This window comes from Vibrio sp. OY15, from assembly GCF_000742455.1.
Taxonomy (GTDB): domain Bacteria; phylum Pseudomonadota; class Gammaproteobacteria; order Enterobacterales; family Vibrionaceae; genus Vibrio; species Vibrio alginolyticus.
Map to the genome: position 1 here is coordinate 140,524 of NZ_JPIL01000013.1, position 22,514 is coordinate 163,037.

At 45.2% G+C, this 22,514-nt stretch carries 18 protein-coding genes; 5 read left to right on the forward strand and 13 right to left on the reverse strand.

Features of this window, described 5'->3' with window-relative positions; translation table 11 throughout:
* Positions 1 to 11: 11 nt before the first annotated feature.
* From IJ23_RS17340 to zipA, 3 genes are all read right to left on the reverse strand, one after another.
* The gene (locus tag IJ23_RS17340; protein WP_005382055.1) at positions 12 to 1,421 is read right to left on the reverse strand and encodes a hypothetical protein; all 1,410 of its coding nucleotides are present in this window, start codon (positions 1,419 to 1,421) and stop codon (positions 12 to 14) included.
* Between the two features lie 510 nt (positions 1,422 to 1,931).
* The gene (ligA, locus tag IJ23_RS17345) at positions 1,932 to 3,944 is read right to left on the reverse strand and encodes an NAD-dependent DNA ligase LigA (RefSeq protein ID WP_033906925.1); all 2,013 of its coding nucleotides are present in this window, start codon (positions 3,942 to 3,944) and stop codon (positions 1,932 to 1,934) included.
* A gap of 90 nt (positions 3,945 to 4,034) precedes the next feature.
* Positions 4,035 to 4,991 carry a cell division protein ZipA gene (gene zipA / locus IJ23_RS17350; RefSeq protein ID WP_005382051.1) on the reverse strand — a complete coding sequence of 319 codons (957 nt, stop codon included), beginning with the start codon at positions 4,989 to 4,991 and terminating at the stop codon, positions 4,035 to 4,037.
* Positions 4,992 to 5,242: 251 nt separating this feature from the next.
* Between zipA and cysZ the strand changes: the two genes are divergently transcribed.
* From cysZ to crr, 5 genes are all read left to right on the forward strand, one after another.
* Positions 5,243 to 5,986 carry a sulfate transporter CysZ gene (cysZ, locus tag IJ23_RS17355; RefSeq protein ID WP_025998633.1) on the forward strand — a complete coding sequence of 248 codons (744 nt, stop codon included), beginning with the start codon at positions 5,243 to 5,245 and terminating at the stop codon, positions 5,984 to 5,986.
* Positions 5,987 to 6,150: 164 nt separating this feature from the next.
* Positions 6,151 to 7,119 carry a cysteine synthase A gene (gene cysK / locus IJ23_RS17360; protein ID WP_005382045.1) on the forward strand — a complete coding sequence of 323 codons (969 nt, stop codon included), beginning with the start codon at positions 6,151 to 6,153 and terminating at the stop codon, positions 7,117 to 7,119.
* Between the two features lie 300 nt (positions 7,120 to 7,419).
* Positions 7,420 to 7,677 carry an HPr family phosphocarrier protein gene (locus IJ23_RS17365; RefSeq protein WP_005382043.1) on the forward strand — a complete coding sequence of 86 codons (258 nt, stop codon included), beginning with the start codon at positions 7,420 to 7,422 and terminating at the stop codon, positions 7,675 to 7,677.
* A gap of 140 nt (positions 7,678 to 7,817) precedes the next feature.
* Entirely contained in the window at positions 7,818 to 9,542 is a 1,725-nt protein-coding gene (gene ptsI / locus IJ23_RS17370; protein ID WP_033906926.1) for a phosphoenolpyruvate-protein phosphotransferase PtsI, read from the forward strand.
* A gap of 121 nt (positions 9,543 to 9,663) precedes the next feature.
* Positions 9,664 to 10,173 (forward strand): PTS glucose transporter subunit IIA, encoded by a 510-nt coding sequence (gene crr / locus IJ23_RS17375; protein ID WP_005382041.1) that lies wholly within the window; start codon positions 9,664 to 9,666, stop codon positions 10,171 to 10,173.
* Positions 10,174 to 10,269: 96 nt separating this feature from the next.
* Here the strand turns inward: crr and IJ23_RS17380 are convergent, their stop codons facing one another.
* The 10 genes from IJ23_RS17380 to flgF form a co-directional block, all read right to left on the reverse strand.
* Complete coding sequence (locus tag IJ23_RS17380; protein ID WP_033906927.1) at positions 10,270 to 11,394, reverse strand: flagellin; 1,125 nt, start codon at positions 11,392 to 11,394, stop codon at positions 10,270 to 10,272.
* A 116-nt stretch (positions 11,395 to 11,510) separates the two neighbouring features.
* Positions 11,511 to 12,644, reverse strand: a complete 1,134-nt coding sequence (locus IJ23_RS17385; RefSeq protein WP_005380447.1) for a flagellin — start codon at positions 12,642 to 12,644, stop codon at positions 11,511 to 11,513.
* Positions 12,645 to 13,150: 506 nt separating this feature from the next.
* Positions 13,151 to 14,305 carry a flagellin gene (locus IJ23_RS17395; protein ID WP_005382038.1) on the reverse strand — a complete coding sequence of 385 codons (1,155 nt, stop codon included), beginning with the start codon at positions 14,303 to 14,305 and terminating at the stop codon, positions 13,151 to 13,153.
* 427 nt (positions 14,306 to 14,732) lie between these two features.
* Entirely contained in the window at positions 14,733 to 15,926 is a 1,194-nt protein-coding gene (gene flgL, locus IJ23_RS17400; protein WP_005382037.1) for a flagellar hook-associated protein FlgL, read from the reverse strand.
* Between the two features lie 13 nt (positions 15,927 to 15,939).
* Positions 15,940 to 17,880, reverse strand: a complete 1,941-nt coding sequence (gene flgK, locus IJ23_RS17405) for a flagellar hook-associated protein FlgK (RefSeq protein WP_033906929.1) — start codon at positions 17,878 to 17,880, stop codon at positions 15,940 to 15,942.
* A 160-nt stretch (positions 17,881 to 18,040) separates the two neighbouring features.
* The gene (gene flgJ, locus IJ23_RS17410) at positions 18,041 to 18,967 is read right to left on the reverse strand and encodes a flagellar assembly peptidoglycan hydrolase FlgJ (RefSeq protein ID WP_031779079.1); all 927 of its coding nucleotides are present in this window, start codon (positions 18,965 to 18,967) and stop codon (positions 18,041 to 18,043) included.
* Positions 18,968 to 18,983: 16 nt separating this feature from the next.
* Positions 18,984 to 20,075, reverse strand: coding sequence for a flagellar basal body P-ring protein FlgI (locus IJ23_RS17415; RefSeq protein WP_006743028.1), 1,092 nt, complete (start codon positions 20,073 to 20,075; stop codon positions 18,984 to 18,986).
* Between the two features lie 43 nt (positions 20,076 to 20,118).
* Complete coding sequence (gene flgH / locus IJ23_RS17420; RefSeq protein ID WP_006743029.1) at positions 20,119 to 20,898, reverse strand: flagellar basal body L-ring protein FlgH; 780 nt, start codon at positions 20,896 to 20,898, stop codon at positions 20,119 to 20,121.
* 30 nt (positions 20,899 to 20,928) lie between these two features.
* Positions 20,929 to 21,717 (reverse strand): flagellar basal-body rod protein FlgG, encoded by a 789-nt coding sequence (gene flgG, locus IJ23_RS17425; RefSeq protein WP_005382032.1) that lies wholly within the window; start codon positions 21,715 to 21,717, stop codon positions 20,929 to 20,931.
* Between the two features lie 18 nt (positions 21,718 to 21,735).
* Positions 21,736 to 22,485: a flagellar basal-body rod protein FlgF gene (gene flgF / locus IJ23_RS17430; RefSeq protein ID WP_005382031.1), complete on the reverse strand. Its 750-nt coding sequence runs from the start codon at positions 22,483 to 22,485 to the stop codon at positions 21,736 to 21,738.
* Between the last annotated feature and the right edge of the window lie 29 nt (positions 22,486 to 22,514).

Consider the following 22,514-nt stretch of genomic DNA (forward strand, 5'->3'; position numbering starts at 1 on the left):
CTAATTAAGTATTAGTGGAAGCTGTAAGGGATAAGAACTTGTAGACGTAAGTCTGTTTCATCCGCATCGCCAGCACCTGCGTACTCATCACGTTCTAGGATTGTACCGTGTAAACGAATGGTAGAACCTTTAAGCGCGCCACTTTGTAGTGAGTAAGATACTGTTGCGTTAACTGCGTATTCGCTTTCGTAATCCCAGTCACCTGATGCTCCGCTTGCTGCAGAGTCAGCGCCAGTACCGTAACCAAAGCCTAGGTAGTAGTTCCAGCCGTTACCTTGGTTGTAAGATAGACGGTTGTACCATGCTAGCTCACCCGCTTTGTTCCAGTCAGACAGCGCGTCCCACCACTGAGACCAAGTACCATTGTTCATACCATATGTATGAATAGTACGAGGAACGAAGTCCGCACGGTTATCTGTGTCTGTGTAGCGCAACTCAGACATCCAAGCTAGCTTGCCGAAAGATTGATTCAAAGATAGACCAGTGTGGAAACCTAGACCATCGTATTTCACATCATCGTCAACACCGTAGAAATCAAATGCTAGAGTTGTACGGTCACTAACAGTGTACTTCAAGTAAGCCTTGTAAGAAGTGTTGTCAGTTTCGTTGTGGTAGCTAGTTACTTGACCTGCACCCCAGTCAACACCATTTGCATATTGAACGCCAGTAGCTTGACCCAAACCAAGTTGCATAAACAAGCTGTCAGTTAGGTTACCGTTTAGGCCTAGAGAGTGTAGGTAGCTCCATGAAGTGTCAGACCAAAGCGCTGGTGCGTAATCATCTTCGTGAAGCAGCCAAGGTGCTGTAAATTGGTCTGCGCCAAAGTAGCTTAGGTTGAAATCACCAAGTTTAGCGTTCAGTTCGAAACCACGGTAAGTACCAGGTACAAAGCTCCAAACGTTACCGATTGTACCGTTACCACCAGCCTGTAACATACCAAAACGAGCATTAAAGTTTTCGTTTGCTTTGAATTTCAGCGCTGCTTTGTAAACTTTAAGCTGCTGACCATCACCTGCACCCCAGTCTAGGTTGTTACAAGTTGAGATTTCGTTACATAGGTAGCCTTCGTTTGAATTGTAAAGACTATCGTTGTAAAGATCGCCAGAGTAGTAAGCCGCAACATCTGCGCCCACCCAACCATCGTGGTAGCCAGAAGTGAAGTCTAAAATTGCGTTGTAAGAAGAGTAGTTTAGACGACTCCAACGGTCACCATTTTCACCGCCGGGCTTACCTGTTGTACGAGTTCGTGAACGAGTATCAACTATGAATAATGCATTCAGACTTGAGTCTTGCATAAATTCGTTCACTTTCTCTACGTACTCGCCACCTGCTGCACTTTCAGTAGACGCTGTAGCTGGAGCGACAGCAACAACACCAAACATTGCTGCGGTTAACGCTGAAACCTTAAAAAATTTGTCCATGGAAAAACTCCTAAAAATGGATATAGCTGTATTTTTCTATCTCACCTTTAGTTGGCCGCCGAAGGAGAGAAGTAAATTCCTGATCAAACCTCATTATTTCTAATTTGGCTTTTTTTAGTTCCTGCATACACACCGTGTATCCACGTGATTAAGACTAACTTCGCAGCTAAAAACATCCAAATGGAACTTATTTTTTTTCTAAAAAAATATGAGCCACTCCAAAGTTCCATATAACTTATTGATCCAGATCTTATTTTTAACAACACCAACACAACTCAACAAAATATCATTTAAAATCAAACATTTAAATTTAGCCTGAAAGTATCAACTTGAAGTCACTCGCAGACTAAAAAAGCCAAAAAAACCAATAACCCAAGGTTCGATCTTGATCACTGAAAAGAACAAAGGCATCAATTACTCAATAAAAAAACACTTAATTATGAACAAGAAAAAGCCCCGCATGCTTACCATACGGGGCTTTTAGTTATTTTTTAGCTTTTTTGAGAAGACTTAATTCATCAATTCGAGTAAGTCTTGTTCTGTTTTAATTTCGATACCCAGTTCTTGTGCCTTTGCGAGCTTCGAACCTGCATTTTCACCAGCAAACAAAATATCGGTTTTCTTAGAAACACTACCCGTCACTTTAGCCCCCAGTGCTTGGAGGGCTTCTTTGGCTTCTGTACGCCCCAGTTGAGAAAGTGTTCCCGTTAATACTACTGTTTTACCTTCTAATGGTAATTCCCCCACCTGCTCAGTAGTATTAATCTCTGGCCAGTGGATCCCTTGTTCAAGCAAATCTTTAACCACCGCTTGGTTCTGTTCTTCACTAAAGAAAGTCGTAATATGTTGAGCAACCACAGCACCGATGTCTTGCACTTCAATCAACTGCTCTTCGGTAGCATTTTGGATCGCTCCCAACGTTTTAAAGTGCATTGCTAAGTTTGCTGCGGTTGCCTCGCCAACTTCACGGATCCCCAGTGAATACAAAAACCGAGGTAAAGTCGTTTCTTTGGATTTTTCTAACGCATTCACAATATTCTGCGCAGACTTTGGCCCCATGCGATCTAGTACGGTTAAAACCCCCGCAGATAACTTAAATAAGTCAGCAGGAGTTTTCACCATCTCACGGTCAACAAGCTGCTCGATCACTTTATCGCCTAAACCGTCAACGTCTAACGCTTTACGAGAAACAAAGTGTTTTAGCGCTTGTTTGCGTTGGGCTTGGCAAACTAAGCCCCCCATACAACGTGTTACCGCTTCTCCTTCGATCCGCTCAACATGCGAACCACAAACAGGACACTGAGTTGGGAAAACAATATCTCGAGCTGTTTCTGGTCGACGCTCTTTGATGACAGAAACGACTTGCGGAATAACATCGCCAGCACGGCGGATCACAACGTGATCACCAATCTTGACTTGCAGACGTTCTATCTCATCTGCGTTATGAAGCGTCGCATTACTTACCGTTACCCCACCAACAAATACAGGCTCTAGTTTAGCAACAGGTGTAATCGCACCAGTGCGACCGACTTGGAACTCCACTTCATTCAGTGTCGTCATTTCTTCCTGAGCTGGGAATTTGTAGGCAATCGCCCAACGTGGAGCGCGAGCAACAAACCCCAGACGCTCTTGCACGGCAATATCGTCAATTTTAATAACGACACCATCGATCTCATAAGGGAGGGCATCACGACGCTGCAATATATCTTGGTAGTAAGCTTTTACATCCGCCAAGCTTTCAACTCGCTTAGTTTCCGGACACATTGGCAGCCCCCAAGATTTGATTTGCAAAAAGCGTTCGTAATGACTTGCTGCCAATTCTGCGCCTTGCACCACGCCTACACTGTATGCATAGAAGCTAAGCGGACGAGAAGCCGTAATACGTGAATCCAATTGTCGTAAGCTACCTGCCGCAGCGTTACGTGGATTAACAAAGATTTTCTCGCCTTTCTTCCTTGCTAATTCATTGAGCTTTTCAAACCCAGCTTTCGGCATAAAGACTTCACCACGAACTTCAAGACGATTTGGCCAGTCATTACCCCTGAGTTTTAAAGGAATGGCTTTAATCGTACGCACATTCTCTGTGATGTTTTCACCCGTAGTACCATCGCCTCGAGTGGCCGCCTGAACTAAAACGCCATTCTCATATAACAAACTTACGGCGAGTCCATCCAATTTAGGCTCACAACAGTATTCTTTCACACTCAGGCTTCCCACGCGCTCTTGCGCGCGCTTGTGGAAACTATCAAGTTCACTATCATCAAACGCGTTATCAAGCGAAAGCATCGGTACTTCATGTGTCACTTGGCTAAACGCAGAGAGAGGTTGTCCACCGACACGTTGGCTTGGCGAGTCTACGGTTATTAAGTCAGGGTTCTCAGCTTCAATATCCAGTAACTCTCGCATTAAACGGTCGTACTCGGCATCAGGGATCTCTGGGTTATCTTCCACGTAGTAACGCACAGCGTGGTAATGCAACGACTCTTTTAGTTCTTCTAGTCGCTGAAGTACTGATTCAGACATAGTAAAGCCCCGTGTATTTTCAATCGGTGAGGTTGGGAAATTCAAGAAAAAGGGCTCCATCCGGAGCCCTATTATTATTTGCTGTTAAGATTATGCGTTAGCGGCATTAAACTCAACTATTTGACGTCGATAAGATGCTAAACGATCTGGCGTCATTAAGTTGCGCTGGTCATCAAGTACGTTACCACCTAAATCATCAGCAATTTGCTGCGCAGTTCGGAGCATTAAGTTGAAGTTCTGTTCAGCCTCGCCATAACAAGGCAATGTCATGAAGAATGAAATACCCTTCGTTGTAAACTCAGCAGGATCAGCATGCTCAAACGTACCAGGGTGCATCATATTAGCGACGCTAAACAGCACTTTGCCGTTACCGGACAAGTCGACATGACGGTGGAAAATATCCATCTCGCCATAAATTAGACCGTTTTGTTGCATACTTTCAAATAAAGCAGTACCAACAAATGGCTCTTCACCAGCACAGTGCACATTCAATACAATCACTTGCATTTCAGGTTCTGGCTTTGGCTCTTCCTTAGGCTCTGCAACGACAGGCTCACTAACCGTTTCGACTTGCTGTTCTTTCTCCGTAATATCAAACGCGGCGGGAATAGCGTCTTCTTCCACAGCGGGCTGGAATGGCTCTTCAGCTACTGTTGCTTGAACAACAGGCTCAACGTCCTCTTCTTTATCTTTTTCTGCAACAAATGAAGGGATGTCATCCGGCTCCTGCTGCGTCTGTTTGACTTCAGATGGACCACCGAATAACGGGTCAGATTCAAACTTGTTGTCGAAAGAGCTCGCCATCCCAAAATCTGGTTCTTTGCGATCTTTGCGAATGATCTCAAAGTCATCTTCAGGAGCGGGAGCGAAGTCTCGTTCTTTCTCAACAAGATCATTTTTGTCTTCTTGGTTAACATCCAGCTTACCAAGTGGCTTGTTACCAAACTTTGCTTTGCCTTCTTTTTTACTGCTCCATAAACCATGAAACAGTAATGCCGCGATGGCTAATGCGCCAACAACAATGAGTACGAATCGCAATTCCTGCATTATTTACTCTCAATATACTTGTTTTTACTACTCGCAGTTCCTTGAGCAGCAACCCAAGTGCAATAAATCTGAATGATACGTTTACTTTACCAAAACTATATGTAGATTTAGAACAACTTAATGCAAGAAGTTCCGTTTTTTGTTGTGATTCTTGCCACGATTCCACTTAACAAGACGTCATTTGTCAGGGCATTGAAAGAAAAGTCCTCACAGGTACAATGAGTTTTCATTTACACGAAGCCAAAATAGACATGAAGCAAAACAATCAGCAGAGAACCGGGTTCGGTTATTTTCTATACGGGATACAATTGGCACTTGCCCCTAAAATCAGGCGCTTTGTCATCTTACCTCTACTTGCAAATATCTTGCTTGTAGGTGGTGCCATCTTCTATCTATTTTCAAACCTTAATATATGGATAGAAGGCTGGATTGGGCAGCTGCCTGAGTTTTTATCCTGGTTAACTTACATTCTTTGGCCTTTACTCGCTCTGACGATACTCGCTACCTTCTCCTATTTTTTCAGCACGCTCGCGAACTTTATCGCCGCGCCATTCAATGGCCTCTTGGCTGAAAAAGTGGAAGAGTACTTAACGGGACAAAAAGTAAATGATGATGGTTTCACTGCCGTCCTGAAAGATGTTCCTCGCGTTTTAGCTCGTGAGTGGAGAAAGCTCCTTTACATTTTACCTAAAGCAATAGGCCTATTCCTGTTATTGCTCATCCCTGCCCTTGGACAAACAGTAGGCCCATTTTTATGGTTTATCTTTACCGCCTGGATGCTCGCGATTCAATATTGTGACTACCCGTTTGATAACCACAAAATCCCATTTAACGACATGCGTTACAAATTGAAACAAAAGCAAGGTAAGGCCTATGGCTTTGGGGTATTGGTGTCTGTATTTACGACGATCCCAATTTTGAACCTCATTGTCATGCCTGTAGCAATATGTGGTGCAACCGCTATGTGGGTCGCGGAGTTTAAGCACCAACGATAGTCGATTAGAGATTAAGGAAAGGGATCAGCGCCAGCTTTTCCCTTTTCTTTTATCAAGTTCTGGGCCAACCTAATAAGATATAACTTTTTAATCCTTTTCCCTTTTTTTCATACCGCATATTCTTCTATCCATATTCACACAACGTGTAATGAAGGAACATCACTATGAGCAAAATCTACGAAGATAACTCTCTTACTATTGGTAATACACCTCTCGTTCGTCTAAACAAAGTAAGTAAAGGCAAAGTTCTCGCGAAAATTGAAGCGCGTAACCCTAGCTTCAGTGTTAAGTGCCGTATCGGTGCAAACATGATTTGGGAAGCAGAGAAAGCGGGCCTTCTTAAGCCAGGTGTAGAGCTTGTAGAACCTACCAGTGGCAACACAGGTGTTGCTCTAGCATTCGTAGCGGCTGCTCGCGGTTACAAGCTAACATTGACCATGCCTGAATCAATGAGCCTAGAACGCCGTAAGCTACTAAAAGCACTAGGCGCGAACCTTGAGCTGACTGAAGCGGCGAAAGGCATGAAAGGGGCGATTGCTAAAGCAGAAGAAATCGTAGCAAGCAACCCTGAGAAGTACCTACTTCTTCAACAATTTGACAACCCAGCGAACCCAGAAATCCACGAAAAGACTACGGGCCCTGAGATTTGGGAAGCGACAGACGGTGAAATCGACGTATTCGTTGCTGGTGTTGGTACGGGCGGTACTATCACAGGTACAAGCCGTTACATCAAAGGTGAAAAAGGCAAAGCCATCACTTCTGTTGCAGTTGAGCCAGCAGAGTCTCCGGTTATTGCACAAGCACTTGCTGGCGAAGAAATCCAACCTGCCCCACACAAAATTCAAGGTATCGGTGCTGGTTTCATCCCTGGTAACCTCGATTTAGACATTATTGACCGTGTTGAGCAAGTTACCTCAGAAGAAGCGATTGAGATGGCTCGTCGCCTAATGGAAGAGGAAGGTATCCTAGCTGGTATCTCATCTGGCGCAGCGGTTGTTGCAGCGAACCGACTTGCGGAACTACCTGAATTTGAAGGAAAAACAATTGTAACTGTCTTGCCAAGTTCCGGTGAGCGTTACCTAAGTACAGCACTCTTTGCAGGTATCTTTACCGAAAAAGAGAACCAACAATAATATGTGTTCAAATCAATTTTTAGTTTAAAAAAGCCCCGTTTAGGGGCTTTTTTGTTGATCCCTGCCCTACCTTTGGTAATATCAGGGTGTTTTATTTCTAGCTTCAAAATAAAGAAGCAGAACACAAAAAGGTTTCAAAGTGATTACGCACGCAAACAGTTGCGTAGTTACCAAACTTTTGACTAGTATCAGAACTGACGCGCTTTGAACTCTTCCCGTGCTAGCGCACAAGATGTAAAGCAGTTAAGCTAAAATCTGGTCACAAACTAACAAAAAAATACATTTATTGGGGTATATCACATGTACGAGAAGCAAGTAGAAATCACAGCAGAAAACGGCCTTCACACTCGTCCAGCTGCACAGTTTGTTAAAGAAGCAAAAGCATTCGACGCAGACATCACTGTGACTTCTAACGGTAAAAGCGCTAGCGCTAAGAGCCTGTTCAAACTACAAACACTAGGCCTAGTAAAAGGTACTCAAGTTACTATTTCTGCTGAAGGCCCACAAGCTCAGCAAGCAGTTGACCACCTAGTTGCTCTAATGGACCAACTACACTAATCCGGTCTCCTACTCCAGAAGCCATTTTGTGAAAGCAAAATGGCTTCGTTGGAAATAGGCTCAAAACTAAGCTAAAACTATTCGTTAGCGCACCCATTATTCTCCCGTTTTATAAAGTTGACCAAACTTAAGGTAAGGCTATGATTTCAGGCATCCTAGCATCTCCTGGTATTGCAATCGGTAAAGCACTACTACTTCAAGAAGATGAAATTGTCCTAAACACAAACACTATTTCTGACGATCAAGTAGAAGCTGAAGTTCAGCGTTTCTTTGACGCTCGTAACAAATCTGCAGCTCAGCTAGAAACTATCAAGCAAAAAGCGCTTGAAACGTTTGGCGAAGAAAAAGAAGCGATCTTTGAAGGTCACATCATGCTTCTTGAAGACGAAGAGCTAGAAGAGGAAATCCTAGCACTTATCAAAAACGACAAGATGACTGCTGATCACGCTATCCACTCAGTGATCGAAGAGCAAGCATGTGCTCTTGAGTCTCTAGACGACGAATACTTAAAAGAGCGTGCAACTGACATCCGCGATATCGGTTCTCGTTTTGTTAAGAACGCACTAGGCATCAACATTGTTTCGCTTAGCGATATCAACGAAGAAGTAATTCTTGTTGCTTACGACCTAACGCCATCTGAAACTGCACAAATTAACCTAGACTACGTGCTTGGTTTTGCTTGTGACATCGGCGGTCGTACATCTCACACTTCAATCATGGCTCGCTCACTTGAGCTTCCAGCTATCGTTGGTACTAACGACATCACGAAGAAAGTTAAGAATGGCGACATGCTGATTCTTGACGCAATGAACAACAAGATTGTTGTTAACCCATCAGAAGCTGAGCTAGAAGAAGCGAAAGCGGTTAAAGCAGCATTCCTAGCTGAAAAAGAAGAGCTAGCGAAACTGAAAGACCTACACGCAGAAACGACTGACGGTCACCGTGTAGAAGTTTGCGGTAACATCGGTACAGTGAAAGACTGTGACGGTATCCTTCGTAACGGCGGTGAAGGTGTTGGTCTGTACCGTACTGAATTCCTATTTATGGATCGTACTGCGCTGCCAACTGAAGAAGAACAGTACCAAGCGTACAAAGAAGTTGCGGAAGCAATGGACGGTCAAGCGGTGATCATCCGTACTATGGATATCGGCGGCGATAAAGATCTCCCATACATGGATCTTCCAAAAGAGATGAACCCATTCCTAGGCTGGCGCGCTGTACGTATCAGTCTAGATCGTCGTGAAATCCTTCGTGATCAGCTACGTGGCATTCTACGTGCTTCTGCACACGGCAAACTGCGTATCATGTTCCCAATGATCATCTCTGTCGAAGAAATCCGTGAGCTTAAGAAAGCGATCGAAGAGTACAAAGAAGAGCTACGCGCTGAAGGCCACGCGTTCGACGAAAACATCGAAATCGGTGTTATGGTTGAAACTCCTGCTGCTGCTGCGATCGCACACCACTTAGCGAAGGAAGTGTCTTTCTTCTCTATCGGTACAAACGACCTAACTCAGTACACGCTAGCGGTTGACCGTGGTAACGAGATGATTTCTCACCTATACAACCCACTATCACCAGCTGTACTTACAGTGATCAAGCAAGTTATCGACGCTTCTCACGCAGAAGGTAAATGGACTGGTATGTGTGGTGAACTTGCAGGTGACGAGCGTGCAACACTTCTACTTCTAGGTATGGGTCTGGACGAGTTCTCAATGAGCGGCATTTCAATCCCTAAAGTGAAGAAAGTAGTTCGTAACTCTAACTTCGCAGAAGTGAAAGCAATGGCTGAAGAAGCCCTTTCTCTACCGACAGCAGAAGAAATCGAAGCCGTGGTAGAAAAGTTTATTGCTGAGAAAGCTCAGTAATCGGTAGTACCAAGTAATTCAATACTTAATGGCCATTAGACGGCGAAAAAAGTCGTCTAATGAGCTATATTGGTATACTATAATTCGACAGAATAAAACCAAACCTTAGGAGCATGACACAATGGGTCTGTTTGACAAACTTAAGAAGCTTGTATCTGATGACAGCGCTGACGCTGGTGCTATCGAAATCATCGCGCCACTTTCTGGTGAGATTGTAAACATCGAAGACGTGCCAGATGTTGTTTTCGCTGAGAAAATCGTTGGTGACGGTATTGCTATCAAGCCAGCAGGCAACAAAATGGTAGCTCCTGTAAACGGTACTATCGGTAAGATCTTCGAAACTAATCACGCGTTCTCTATCGAGTCTGACGACGGTGTTGAGCTTTTCGTTCACTTCGGTATCGACACAGTTGAACTAAAAGGCGAAGGCTTCACGCGTATCGCTGAAGAAGGTCAAACTGTTAAAGCTGGCGACACTGTAATTGAATTCGATCTAGCTCTTCTAGAAGAGAAAGCGAAGTCAACGCTAACTCCAGTTGTTATCTCTAACATGGACGAAATCAAAGAGCTAAACAAGCTTTCTGGTTCTGTAACTGTTGGTGAAACTCCAGTTCTACGTGTAACTAAGTAATTTTTACTTAATCGAACACGAAAAAACGCTGCCATTGGCAGCGTTTTTTATTACCTGAAATTTTGTTTCTAATCGACTTACATCAATGAAATCCGCTCAGCTAAGTAATCCAAGTGCCGAACTCGGCCTTTGCTTTGCCTGAGCCAATAACGCTGTTGTCGCATCTTGGAGCACTTGAGAACGCACCATTTCCGTAGATTCTCTTGCGAAGTCTGTATCTCTTATTCGACTCTTGGATTCTGTAACACTCCGATTCACAGTATTTAAGTTATCCATCGAGCCGTTTACACGGTTCTGAAAGCTGCCAATTTCACTTCGGTGCGAATCAACGTACTTAATTGCTGCATCAATCACCCCAACTGAAAGCTGAGCCTTACCTGCCGTCGACATATCAATGTCATCCATTGTGACTAATTGACCAGCGCTCACATCAAGCTCATCCGCTAAACTCCCATCGAGAACCACACCCTCTGGCGCCTTCATCGTAGAAGCGAAGAATTGCAGTTCGTTGTTTTCCGTTACTGAAGCATTCACTATCGATTGTTGAGCATTGATGTAAGTGGCGACCTGTTCTATACGGTCACCCAATTTGAGTCCAATGGATTCCGTTTGGGTTTGCCCTTTACTGTCTTGGTATTCGACTTTTAGGGTTTGGTTATCTTTAGTGACTCGCCAATCTTTATCGATCGCATCACCAACATAATGCTGCCCTCCCATCTCTGGGATATGGCTACGCATGTTACGTAACGTCAAAGAGATTGAATTAGCGTTCGCGCCAATATGGAAACTTTGTGAACCGTAAGATCCATCAAACAGGTTTTTATCCGCAAATGTTGTCGTGATCGCGACACGATCAAGCTCATCTTGCAGCGCTACGACCTCATATTGAATACTTTGCCGATCACTTGAGTCATAACTGCCGTTTGCTGCTTGAAGCCCCAGAGAGCGTAAGCGTTGCAATATGTCACTGCTTTCGTGCAATGCTCCCTCCGCTGTTTGAGCAACAGAAAAAGCGTCGTGTGCATTTCTTAAGGCGACATCAAGCCCTCTCGTTTGTACATGGAGAGTATTCGATATCTGTAAACCTGCCGCATCATCGCTCGCCGAGTTGATTCGAAACCCCGAAGTTAGGTTGCGTTGTGACTCAACATTTTGCGCAGCTGCTTGACTCAGGTGTCTCTGCGCCACCATCGCAGAAACATTGGAATTTAAAGAGATCATCTAATCGATATGAATGCCTTATCGAACATAATGTCAGGACACATCTGAATCGTTATAGCCAATAAGCAAAAAGCCAGGGATGAGCCTGGCTTTGGTTTCTTGCTTTGTTAAATAGATTAACCTAGCAGACTTAGCGCTGAGTTAGGCGCTTGTTTCGCTTGCGCAAGGATTGAGCTTGACGCTTGCGATAGAATTTGTGATTTGGTCATTGCCGTTGTTTCTTTCGCGAAGTCAGTATCTTTGATACGGCTCTTCGACGCATTCACGTTCTCGTTAATGTTGTCCAAGTTGCTGATTGCGTGGTTGAAACGGTTCTGGAATGCACCCAGCTCTGCGCGGTGGCTGTCTACGTATTTCAGTGCCGCATCGATGATAGCAACAGATTCTTGTGCGCCACCAACTGAGGTTACGTCGATAGTATCTACCGTTACCTTTTTGCCTTCGCCCAAACCTAGTTCACCAGATAGACCACCTGAAAACTCGACCTCGCCCTCAACTTTGTTGTTGCCAGCGAAGATTTGCAGTTTACCGTCTTGGTCTACTGACGCTTTCACTAGGTCAGTTTGACCGTTAATGTAAGTCGCAAGCTCTTCGATATCGTCACCCGCTTTTGCGCTGATGTTGATTTCTTGCTCTTGGCCGTAGCTGTCCGTTAGGTTGATTTTTAGGTCGTTCTTACCTTCAGCAACGTTCCAGTCTTTACCTTTACCACTTTCAGCTTGGTAGCTCACACCGCCCATCATTTTGTTGTCTGAACGCATGTCTTTTAGCTCAAGCATCACTGCTTCACCGTTATCTGCACCGATTTGGAACGATTTCGCACCGTGGGTACCGTTTAGCAGCTTGTTACCACCGAAAGAAGTGGTTTCTGCGATACGGTTTAGTTCGTCGTTTAGCGCGGTCACTTCTTCTTGAATCGCCACACGTTCTGCTTTCGAGTTTGAACCGTTTGCTGATTGTAGAGACAAATCACGCATACGTTGAAGAATGTTAGTGGTCTCATTCATTGCACCTTCAGCAGTTTGTGCAATCGAGATACCGTCGTTCGCGTTGCGAACCGCTACATCCAAACCACGGCTTTGTACGTTCAAACGGTTCGAGATTTGTAGACCCGCAGCGTCATCTTTTGCGCTGTTGATTTTGAAACCTGAAGACAAACGCTCCATAGAAGTTTGTTGAGCTGAGTTTGCGTTGTTTAGGTAACGCTGAGCGGTCATCGCTGATACGTTAGTGTTTACATTCACTGCCATGGTGATTTCTCCAATTGATTTTCCGGTGTAGCGGTTTCCGACGTCTCGGAAAACCAAGTAGTTCTCTCAAAGTTACCTCTATTAACGACACCAAATTCAGAAGCTTTAGAAAAAAGTTTAAAAAAATAACATTGCGAGATTTAGCTAATAAAATTGAAGAAAAGTAAGAAAAAGTGCTCAAGTTTCCACAAATCGAGCCGAGAGGGCCAGATTGTATAGAAAACCAGCAAAAGGAAACAATTGAAGATAAGTTCGCAGACGATAGACGTAAGAATTAGAAAAGAAAAAGCCCCTTTTCCTTTGAGAGAACTGGGGCTAGGTTGGTCGCCAGAGCCTATGTGGAGATCAAGAGAAATGAACACATTTCCGGCATACCGAGTGCAACTTTACATTGAAAATGATTGGCAGGTGAGAGATGAGAGAGCCGCTCATTCTATTGTAAAGTTGCTTGCCAAAAGCCTGCATTCCCATCCACGTCTGAATGTATTGAGTACAGGCTAAGTAAACTACTGCAATAGTGACATTGCAGAGTTTGGCAACTGTTTCGCTTGAGCAAGAATCGATGTACCTGCTTGTTGCAAAATTTGTGCTTTGGTCATTTGCGTGGTTTCTTTCGCAAAATCTGTATCTTTAATTCGGCTGTTCGATGCGTCAACGTTTTCTTGGATATTCGCCAAGTTGTTGATGCTGTGACTCAAACGGTTTTGCTTCGCACCTAAGTCTGCACGTTGCGAGTCTACGTATTTCAGTGCCGAATCCAGCACAGAAATCGCGTTTTGAGAACCTTGTACCGTGGTCATATCAATATCTTGTACTGACGTTCTGATAGGTTCGTCACTCAGGCCAAGCTCAGATGCTAATCCACCAGAAATAGAAATCTCACCCTGAACGTTTGGATGCGCGACAAAAACTTGCAACTTGCCATCTTCACTTACAGACGCATTAATCATATCAGACTGACCATTAATGTAAGTGGCAAGCTCTTCGATGTCGTCGCCCGCTTTGGCATTAATGTTGATTTCTAGATCATCAACATTGCCGTCTTCGTCTTCACCCATACCTGGTAGCGTAATCTTCAAGTCAGATTTAGCTGGGTCAACGCTCCAGTTTTTATCTTTACCGTTCTCAGATAAGAAGGTCACACCGCCCATGCGCGTATCGTCCGCACGAATGCTGGTAAGTCCCATGATCATGGCTTCACCTGAGCTCGCACCAATCTGGAATGCTGCTTCACCGAATGAGCCGTTCAATAGACGACGACCACCAAATGAAGTGGTTTCTGCAATACGGTTTAGCTCGTCAATCAATGCCATTGACTCTTCGTTGATCGCCTGACGCTCAGCCGGAGAGTTAGTACCGTTCGATGATTGAATCGCAAGGTCACGCATTCGTTGCATGACAGAGGTTGCCTCATTCATCGCACCTTCAGCGGTTTGTGCAATCGAGATACCATCGTTCGCGTTACGCATTGCGACATCTAGGCCACGAGACTGTGCAGTTAAGCGGTTAGAGATCTGTAGACCTGCCGCATCATCTTTTGCACTGTTAATCTTATGTCCTGAAGATAAGCGCTCCATCGACGTGTTTAATTCATCAGTCGCTTTGTTTAGGTAACGCTGCGCGGTCATCGCGGAGACGTTAGTACTAACTGTTACAGCCATTTTGCTCTCCTGTTGAGTTCGCAAGCTTTTGCGAAGCGGCCAGCTTTACTCTCATTTGGATAAGCACTGACCGTAAAAGTTACTTGCTAAATCTGCCTTAAACGCAGGGTTTAGAATCTCTAAATCTGTTCTGATATTTTCAATACAATTTGTGTGCCAATTTGCGTAAATTATTTAACTAATTTTAAAAGAATCAGATAAACAATAAGTTAGCTTTATCATTAAGCTATTTCAGGTTTGTCAGACTCATCTTAGCCCAAGGGTATTGAACGCTGCCCTGTTGCCGCCCGACTTGCCTCCCGCATCATTGCCGCTTTGGGTAAAATCGTGCCGCATGACATCTCAGACTCTCAGGTTACGCCGACTTATCGCGCTTAAGGCTTTGCACATAAGGCATCAAAATCAGACAATGTGTATGAGTGTCATACTAGATGTAGTTAAACAACGTTAGATCTTTGGTCTTACCGAATGCTTGTTGCGATGCCTGTAACGCTCGCGAGTTTTCACTGAACTCGATCACGGCTTTAGAGTAATCCAAGTCCTCAAAGTTGCTCTTCGCTTTTGCCAGAGACAAATTAAAGTCTTCATGATTTTGCTCTTGGATATCCAGCGTACTCAATCGAGCACCGGCATCTGTACGCGCTTTATTCAAGTGGATAAAAGCAGCGTGGAATTCTTCTGTCATTTGGTGCAATTTAGCAGTCGCCGACGTATCCGAAACCGATTTGTCTGACCATGCCATTGCATCCTTGAAGGTATCGAAAATGCTGAACTCTGCCCGCTTTTCGATCTCAATGCTGTCACCAGGCGTAATTTGGCCTTTTACGTGCACTTTCAGGCCTTTGTATTCAATCCCTTTCTCTGGAGAAAACTCATCGGCATCCACTACTTTGCCGTTACGCTCTAATTGGTAACCAAATTTGCCGTTATTCATATCGACAAATGTCACGCGATACGCCGCATCATCCTTAGCGTCAACGTTAGTAGCTTTGTTTAGCAACAGCTCAGAGCCGTTTTGTAGATCGTAATTCGGCTGATAATCGCCAAATGGGTTTGGTATCTCCATAAACAGCTTGCTGCCAGGATCGTTCATTGGCATCTCAAGCATGCTGGAGACTTTCATTTTGCGCTGATAATCGTCCCCAGCGTATTGAACACTACCGTCTTTATCGCGATAGAATGGTTGGCTTTTTGGCTTAGTACCCGCAAACACGTAGTTACCAGATTCATCTTGCGAGTTCACTAAGTTAAGGAAATTGTTCGCAATCTCTTCTAACTCACGCTTCTTTGCTTGTCGGTCTTCAGCAGAAAAGGCACCGTTAATCATCTCCATCGTTAAGCGCTTCGACTCGTCGGCAAAATTCTCCGCATTGGCGATATTAACTTCGTGGTTTTCTAGACGATTACGCACCAACACTATAGAGCTAAGATATTGTTGTAGCTGCTCTTGTTGCTGACTAATGTTTTGGATGTAATGCGCAGCGAGGGGGTCGTCACTAGGTTTCAGTAACTTTTTCCCTGAAGCAAGTTGCTCTTGGTTGTGGTGAACCTTATTCTCTTGACGACGCAGATCATTTTGTACGGACTGATAGTTATGGAAACTAGAAATTCGGGTTAGCACTTATCTCTTCTCCTTACCTCAGTTGTAAAATGGTATTGAAGGTATCATTCGCCGCTTGCATCACACGTGATGAAGCCATGTACGCTTGTTGAAACTTCATCATGTTGGCCGCTTCTTCATCGAGGTTAACACCAGAAATAGAAGCAACGCGCTCTTGCGCCGCTTCATGCTCTAAACGAGCGACGGAGGCTAAACGGTTTGCTGTAGAAGACTTCAGTCCAACTTCGGTATTGAGGTTATGATAAACATCGATCAAGGTACTGGATTTTCCATCCATCATCTTGTCTGTTTGGATCTTCTGCATTTTTCTCAAGTTGCCGTTACCACCTTCAGAAGGCACCAAGTTTGCGGTGAATTTATCATTCATCAGTGCGCCTTCGCTCAACTCAAACACGGTTGCATCGCCGTTTTTATGCAGCGGATGACTTTTCGGCACTGATATTTCAATCTTCGGGTTATCTTTATCTAACGGGTATGAGTATTTGTCCGATAGTAAATTACCCTTGTTATCCGTGATCTTTAACCACGGCTTATCATGCTTCTCGTCGGCTGGTTGTACGGTAACCTCAAACTCTTTAACATCCCCCGCCTCACGAATTTTAAACTTGGCGTTACCTTGGGCAAAAGTGGTTGAGGCTTCATAACTTTGTGCGGCAATAGCTTTTGCGTCATTGGTTTCCATCTTTATGATGGCTGCACCACTTCTCGTTGGGCGTAGCAATACGCGCTCACCGGCGGCAAGGCCTTCACCAATTTGCACTTTCATACCATCCAGAACAAACGACGAATCCGAACGGTCGATGTTCAACGACATTTGCTCACCTTTCGGTGTTGTCACGCTGTATTGGTCGCCATCATAACGCAGCGAATATTCACCACCTTTGATCGCGGAAATATCCTCGATGTAAACCGCAACATCAGCTTGTGAGTCAGGTGCAGCAAAAACTCGAGATTTTGCCACCAGCTCAGAGTTCACGTCGGTAAATACGTCTTTACCTATCTTGCCGTTGAGATCCAGACCTTGAGATTGCAGCTGATTAATTTTGTAGGAGAAACCCGTCGCTAAACGGCCCATTTCATCTTGCAGTTGTGGGATGTGTTTGTCGCGCATTTCAAGTAAAGCGCCGATTTTGCCATCCATATCATCAGACTTGATCGCTTTAATGCCATTCCCTTCCACCATTGCTAATCGTCTTTGATGAACATCCGGATAGCCATCGATCATTTTGAGCTGGCTTGCTTCCGTGCCAGAAACAAGAGTGTGTCCATTGCCGATATGAACATTAAACCCTTCCGCATTTTTGCGTGGGGTTACGGTAACTTTGGTGTATTCTGACAGCTCAGTAACCAGCTTTTCATGCTGATCCATCAGGTCATTATGTGGACCGGGAGTACGCATCATCAGTCGATGAATATCGCGAATTTCCAACGCAAGTTGATTAACGCGCTCAATGCCCATATCCAATTTTTTATTGGTGACATCAGATTGCAGTCGCACGGTTTCGTGGAAATCATTTAATGTATCAGAGAAGATTTTTGCCTTTTCCAATACCACTTTTCGTGCCCCTAAATCGTTCGGGGTATCTGCCATGGTTTTTACCGCATCGAACCACTCATTCAGGTTCTCGGGAATTTTCTTCGATGCCACAGAGCTCAACATGCTAGAAAGCATATCAAGATTATCTTGGGTATCCGTTTTGTTGGCATTGTTGGTCGACGACAGGTTCAGTTCATTCACGGCAAACTGATCCCACGAGCGGCGAACATTTTCCACATGCACACCCATGCCGTAGGTAGAACCACCGAACATGCGCGGATCATTCGTGCCTTGGATAACAGACTGACGGCTATAACCCTCTGTATTAACATTAGAAATGTTATGACCAGTGGTGTTTAATTGTCTCTGAGCAGTAAGCACACTTTGAGTACCTACATTCAGAAGATCTGACGCCATACATGCCCCCAAAAACGAAATATAAATCGGCAAAACCGATCACCTAGACACATTAAAAGCAAAAGATGTGCCAAGTGATAGAAAGGCGTAGATATTCAGATAAAGTGAAGGCTTGCACTATGGCAAGCCTTCGAGAACGTCATAAATTGGCGCAGAGACATTACATACTTTCGATTTTATCCTTCACCTGCAGGACTTTATCTGCGTAGTTCGGATCGGTCGCGTAACCCGCACTGTGGATACCGCGAATAAACGACTCTGAGTTCCCGCGTTGCTGCAATGCTGTCTCGTAACGTGGGTTGTCATTCAAAAATCGTACAAAGTCATTAAAGCTGTCTTCGTAACTTGAGTAGGAGCGAAACGCTGCCGTCTCTTTCACTGGCGTGTTATCGTGGAACTCTAGAGTTTGAGTCGTCACTTTGTCACCCTGCCAGCTTCGATCTGCTTTGATGTTAAATAAGTTGTTGCTGCTGCCACGCGCGTTCTTCACGACCTTTTGTCCCCACCCCGTTTCCAAAGCGGCTTGCGCAAGTAGCAAAGATGGCTCGACACCTAGGGCTTTCGCAGCTTTCTCCGCGTATGGCTTCATCGAGTTAACAAAGGATTCTGGTGAATCGAATCGAGTGGGTTCATTGCTTGGTCGAGATAATTGACCAGATTCAATCAAGCGCTGTTCAATCTCGCGCGCTTTTTTCGGGTCAACACGACGATATTCCGCAGCATTGTTTGCCGCATCACGCATAGCCGTTTCTTTTTTGTCGTTCCCTTGCCCAGCCGTTAATTGCTTAACAATCATATCGGCCAGTCCCATTGAACCAGACGAACTCAATTCACTCGCCATCTGTTCATCCAACATTTGTCGGTAGAACTTCTCGTTTTGGCTGTTCATCATGTTGGACTCAAAGCCCTCATTGGCTTCACGCATGGATTTCAACATCATGGAGGTGAAGATCGATTCGAACTGACGAGCAGCCGCATGCAATGCTTCTTGCTCGCCATCTTTTCCCTCTTTCACTGCTTTTTGACGCAGAGTATCCAGAGAACTGATGTCATGGATAAAACCAATGTCGTTAGGATTGTTCATTATACCTACCTCCTAACCATTAAATGATGATCAACTGGCCTTCAATGGCACCAGCTTGCTTCAATGCTTGTAAAATTGCCATCAAGTCCGAAGGCGCAGCCCCGACTTGGTTCACGGCACGGACCAAATCATCCAACGTTAAGCCTGGTTCGAACTTAAACATTTTGCCTTGCTCTTCGCTGACTTCGATATCCGAGTCTGGTACGACAACGGTTTGCCCACCAGAAAAGCCGTTAGGTTGGCTAACATTCAGGTTTTCTTTGATCGCAACCGTCATGCCGCCATGCGTTACTGCTGCAGGTTTAAGACGCACATGCTTACCAACTACGATGGTGCCCGTTCGTGAGTTAACGATGATTTTGGCTGCACCATCTGCTGGGTCGAACTCTAGGTTTTCGATTGCCGATAAGAACGCAACACGCTGGCTGACGTCACGAGGAGCACGCACGCGCACTGATGTCGCGTCAACAGCGCTCGCCATTTGTGGGCCAAGGAAGTTGTTTACAGCATCCGCCATACGTTGAGCCGTTGTGAAGTCTGACTCAAGCAAGTTGAACGTGATGTAATCACCACGACCAAATGGGTTTGGAATTTCTCGCTCTACTGTCGCACCACTAGAGATAAGACCAACGGTTGGATTGTTACCTACGATTTTAGAACCGTCAGCGCCTTCAGCACTGAAGCCGCTCACTACTAAGTTACCTTGAGCAACCGCGTAAACTTGACCGTCGAGACCTTTGAGGAACGTTTGCAGTAGCGTACCACCACGCAAACTTTTAGCACTTCCGATGGAAGAGACAGTCACGTCTACTTGCTGACCTGGTTTAGAGAATGGCGGCAACTCTGCCGTTACCATGACTGCGGCAACGTTTTTTATTTTCGGCTTTGTGCCCGGCGGCATCTGAATGCCGAAGTTTTGCAGCATGGCGGCGAAACTTTGCTCCGTAAACGGGTTCGCTTCGCCTGTGCCAGGTAAGCCTGAAACCAAACCATAACCCACGAGTTGGTTGCTTCGTACACCTGCCACTTGCGCGACGTCTTTGATACGTGCAGCTTGGGCAGCGGTAGAAAACAGAGCAACGCTCATCAGTATTAAAAGGAGTTTTTTCATGCTTACTTATCTCTTGCAGTCAAATTGCCGTCAGCACGGCGTGTTATAGCGCTACATTAAAGAATCGTGCCAAGAAGCCCGGCTCTTGCATATCTTGTTGTACACCGGTGCCAGAATACTGAATTCTTGCGTTAGAAACGCGGTTTGATGCAATAGTATTGTCGAAACTAATGTCATCAGGACGAATAGTGCCGCTTAAACGTATGTACTCATCACCCGTATTAAGCGTCATCCATTTTTCTCCACGGATAACGAGGTTGCCATTTGCCAAAACTTCAATCACCTCAACAGTAATGTAACCACTGATGCTGTTACTCTGCTTAGCAGAAGAGTCACCCGCAAATGAGTTTGAGTTATTTAAGTCATAAGAGAAATTGTATTTGCCACCAATTTGCAGCTCTTCGCCACCCACTTGAAGCGGGTCCATTTGCGCTTCATTGGTTTTCGATAAATCGGCATTGGCGCTTTTCGTGGCGCTGGTAGTCTCATCCAGTGTCACGGTAATAATGTCGCCAATACCACGTGGCTTGGAATCGTCGTATAGATCGGTAATGTGCTCGGCGCTAAACAGTGAACCTGTTGCAGCAGCATAATGCTCAGGTTTCTTTTTCGGATGAATAGGAGCCCATGCAGGATCACCCGCAACCGGATCGCTTCTGCCACGCAGTGTATCCACGATACCGCTGCTCTCTTCTTTCGATTTATCGCCTTCTACTGCGTCGACCACAGTGGTTGCTTGTGTCACTTCATCCGTTTCAATCGGTTCCAACATGGCACAGCCCGACATCGTAGCAATCAAAGCGAGTAGGCAAATACGTTTCATCGTGAGCTCCTCAAATCTTGCTCTTAATCGTTACAATTGCTGGTTAACGAAGCTCATCATTTTATCGACTGACGAGATCACTTTTGAGTTCATTTCGTAAACGCGCTGGGCTTCGATCATGTTGACCAACTCTTCCGTTACATTCACGTTGGACGCTTCCAGCATGGATTGACGAATTTCCCCCAAACCGTCCAAACCAGGAACACCCTCTTGTGGATCGCCACTGGCACCCGTTGGTAAGTAAAGGTTCTGACCAATTGGCTCTAGGCCACCCGGGTTAACAAAATCTGTAATGGTTAGCTGACCAACGACTTGGTTGTCTTGCTGACCTCGGACGCGAACCGACACTTCACCATCCGTACCAACAGTAATAGAGATCGCATCTTCTGGAATCACAATTTCAGGCTCTACAGGGTAGCCAGAACCCGACGTGACTAACGTGCCTTCACCATTTAGCGTGAACTGACCGTTACGGGTATAACCGATGTTGCCGTCCGGCAATGTCACTTGGAAAAAACCGTCGCCTTCCACCATCATGTCCAGTGCGTTGGTCGTTGTCTGTGCATTGCCGTGCGTGTGCACTTTTTGCGTCGCAACCACTTTAGAACCCGCACCTAGCATCAAGCCACTTGGCAGTTCCGTGTTCTGAGATGACTGGCCGCCAGGCTGGTTGATGTTCTGATAGAACAGATCTTCGAATACTGCACGGCTCTTTTTGTAGCCGACAGTAGAGGCGTTCGCCAAGTTGTTCGAAATCGTGGCAATGTTGGTTTGTTGGGCGTCTAGACCTGTTTTACTTACCCATAGTGCTGGATGCATAGTGAACCTCTAACTCTGTTAACTCATACGAAGCAGTGAATCTGAAGATTTATCCATTTCTTCAGCTGTGCTCATCATCTTGACTTGCATTTCAAACTGACGTTGTAAGTCAATCAATGCGGTCATTTCACCTACGGCATTCACGTTACTGCCTTCTATCGCTCCCGTCTGGAGGCTAACAGTCGCGTCTGCTTCGTAAGGTTGGTTTGGAGTTTTATGGCGAAATAAGCCATTGGTGTCTTTAAACAAGCTTTGATCATTAGGCTTAACAAGCTTAATGCGATCAACCGCTTGGAATTCTTCTGCCGGGGCACCTTGAGGAAGTACAGAGATGGTGCCATCCCGACCGATTTCAATTTTGGAGAGAGGAATAGGCAAAGTAATCGGCGCGTCGTTTTCACCCAGCACCAAATGACCACTTGCGTTGGTAAGCATGCCATTTTGATCGACTTTTAGGTTGCCGTTACGGGTCAACCCTTCTTTCCCTGTGTGATCGAGTACCGATATCCAACCGCTGCCTTCAATCGTCACATCCAGATCACGCCCTGTTGTAATCACGCTACCTTGAGCAAAGTTATGCCCTGGACGCTCTGTCATGCTGAACACACGTGAAGGATGGCCTTCACCATAAGCCTGCATTGAGCGAGCCTGTGCTAAATCAGCCCGAAATCCGGTCGTGCTTACGTTAGCCAAGTTATTAGCGCGCAATTGTAGTGCCTGCATATTTTGCTTGGCGCCACTCATTGCGAGAAACAGTGCGCGATCCATAAATTACTCCAAAAAATCTCTCTGTACAC

Coding starts and splice junctions, on each gene's coding strand:
- flgH (WP_006743029.1), bottom strand. CDS start 20,898: ATGAAACGTATTTGCCTACTCGCTTTGATTGCTACGATGTCGGGCTGT.
- cysZ (WP_025998633.1), top strand. CDS start 5,243: ATGAAGCAAAACAATCAGCAGAGAACCGGGTTCGGTTATTTTCTATAC.
- flgG (WP_005382032.1), bottom strand. CDS start 21,717: ATGCATCCAGCACTATGGGTAAGTAAAACAGGTCTAGACGCCCAACAA.
- IJ23_RS17340 (WP_005382055.1), bottom strand. CDS start 1,421: ATGGACAAATTTTTTAAGGTTTCAGCGTTAACCGCAGCAATGTTTGGT.
- flgK (WP_033906929.1), bottom strand. CDS start 17,880: ATGGCGTCAGATCTTCTGAATGTAGGTACTCAAAGTGTGCTTACTGCT.
- ligA (WP_033906925.1), bottom strand. CDS start 3,944: ATGTCTGAATCAGTACTTCAGCGACTAGAAGAACTAAAAGAGTCGTTG.
- flgF (WP_005382031.1), bottom strand. CDS start 22,485: ATGGATCGCGCACTGTTTCTCGCAATGAGTGGCGCCAAGCAAAATATG.
- ptsI (WP_033906926.1), top strand. CDS start 7,818: ATGATTTCAGGCATCCTAGCATCTCCTGGTATTGCAATCGGTAAAGCA.
- zipA (WP_005382051.1), bottom strand. CDS start 4,991: ATGCAGGAATTGCGATTCGTACTCATTGTTGTTGGCGCATTAGCCATC.
- IJ23_RS17385 (WP_005380447.1), bottom strand. CDS start 12,644: ATGGCAGTGAATGTAAACACTAACGTATCAGCGATGACCGCTCAGCGT.
- IJ23_RS17395 (WP_005382038.1), bottom strand. CDS start 14,305: ATGGCTGTAACAGTTAGTACTAACGTCTCCGCGATGACCGCGCAGCGT.
- cysK (WP_005382045.1), top strand. CDS start 6,151: ATGAGCAAAATCTACGAAGATAACTCTCTTACTATTGGTAATACACCT.
- IJ23_RS17415 (WP_006743028.1), bottom strand. CDS start 20,075: ATGAAAAAACTCCTTTTAATACTGATGAGCGTTGCTCTGTTTTCTACC.
- crr (WP_005382041.1), top strand. CDS start 9,664: ATGGGTCTGTTTGACAAACTTAAGAAGCTTGTATCTGATGACAGCGCT.
- IJ23_RS17380 (WP_033906927.1), bottom strand. CDS start 11,394: ATGATCTCTTTAAATTCCAATGTTTCTGCGATGGTGGCGCAGAGACAC.
- IJ23_RS17365 (WP_005382043.1), top strand. CDS start 7,420: ATGTACGAGAAGCAAGTAGAAATCACAGCAGAAAACGGCCTTCACACT.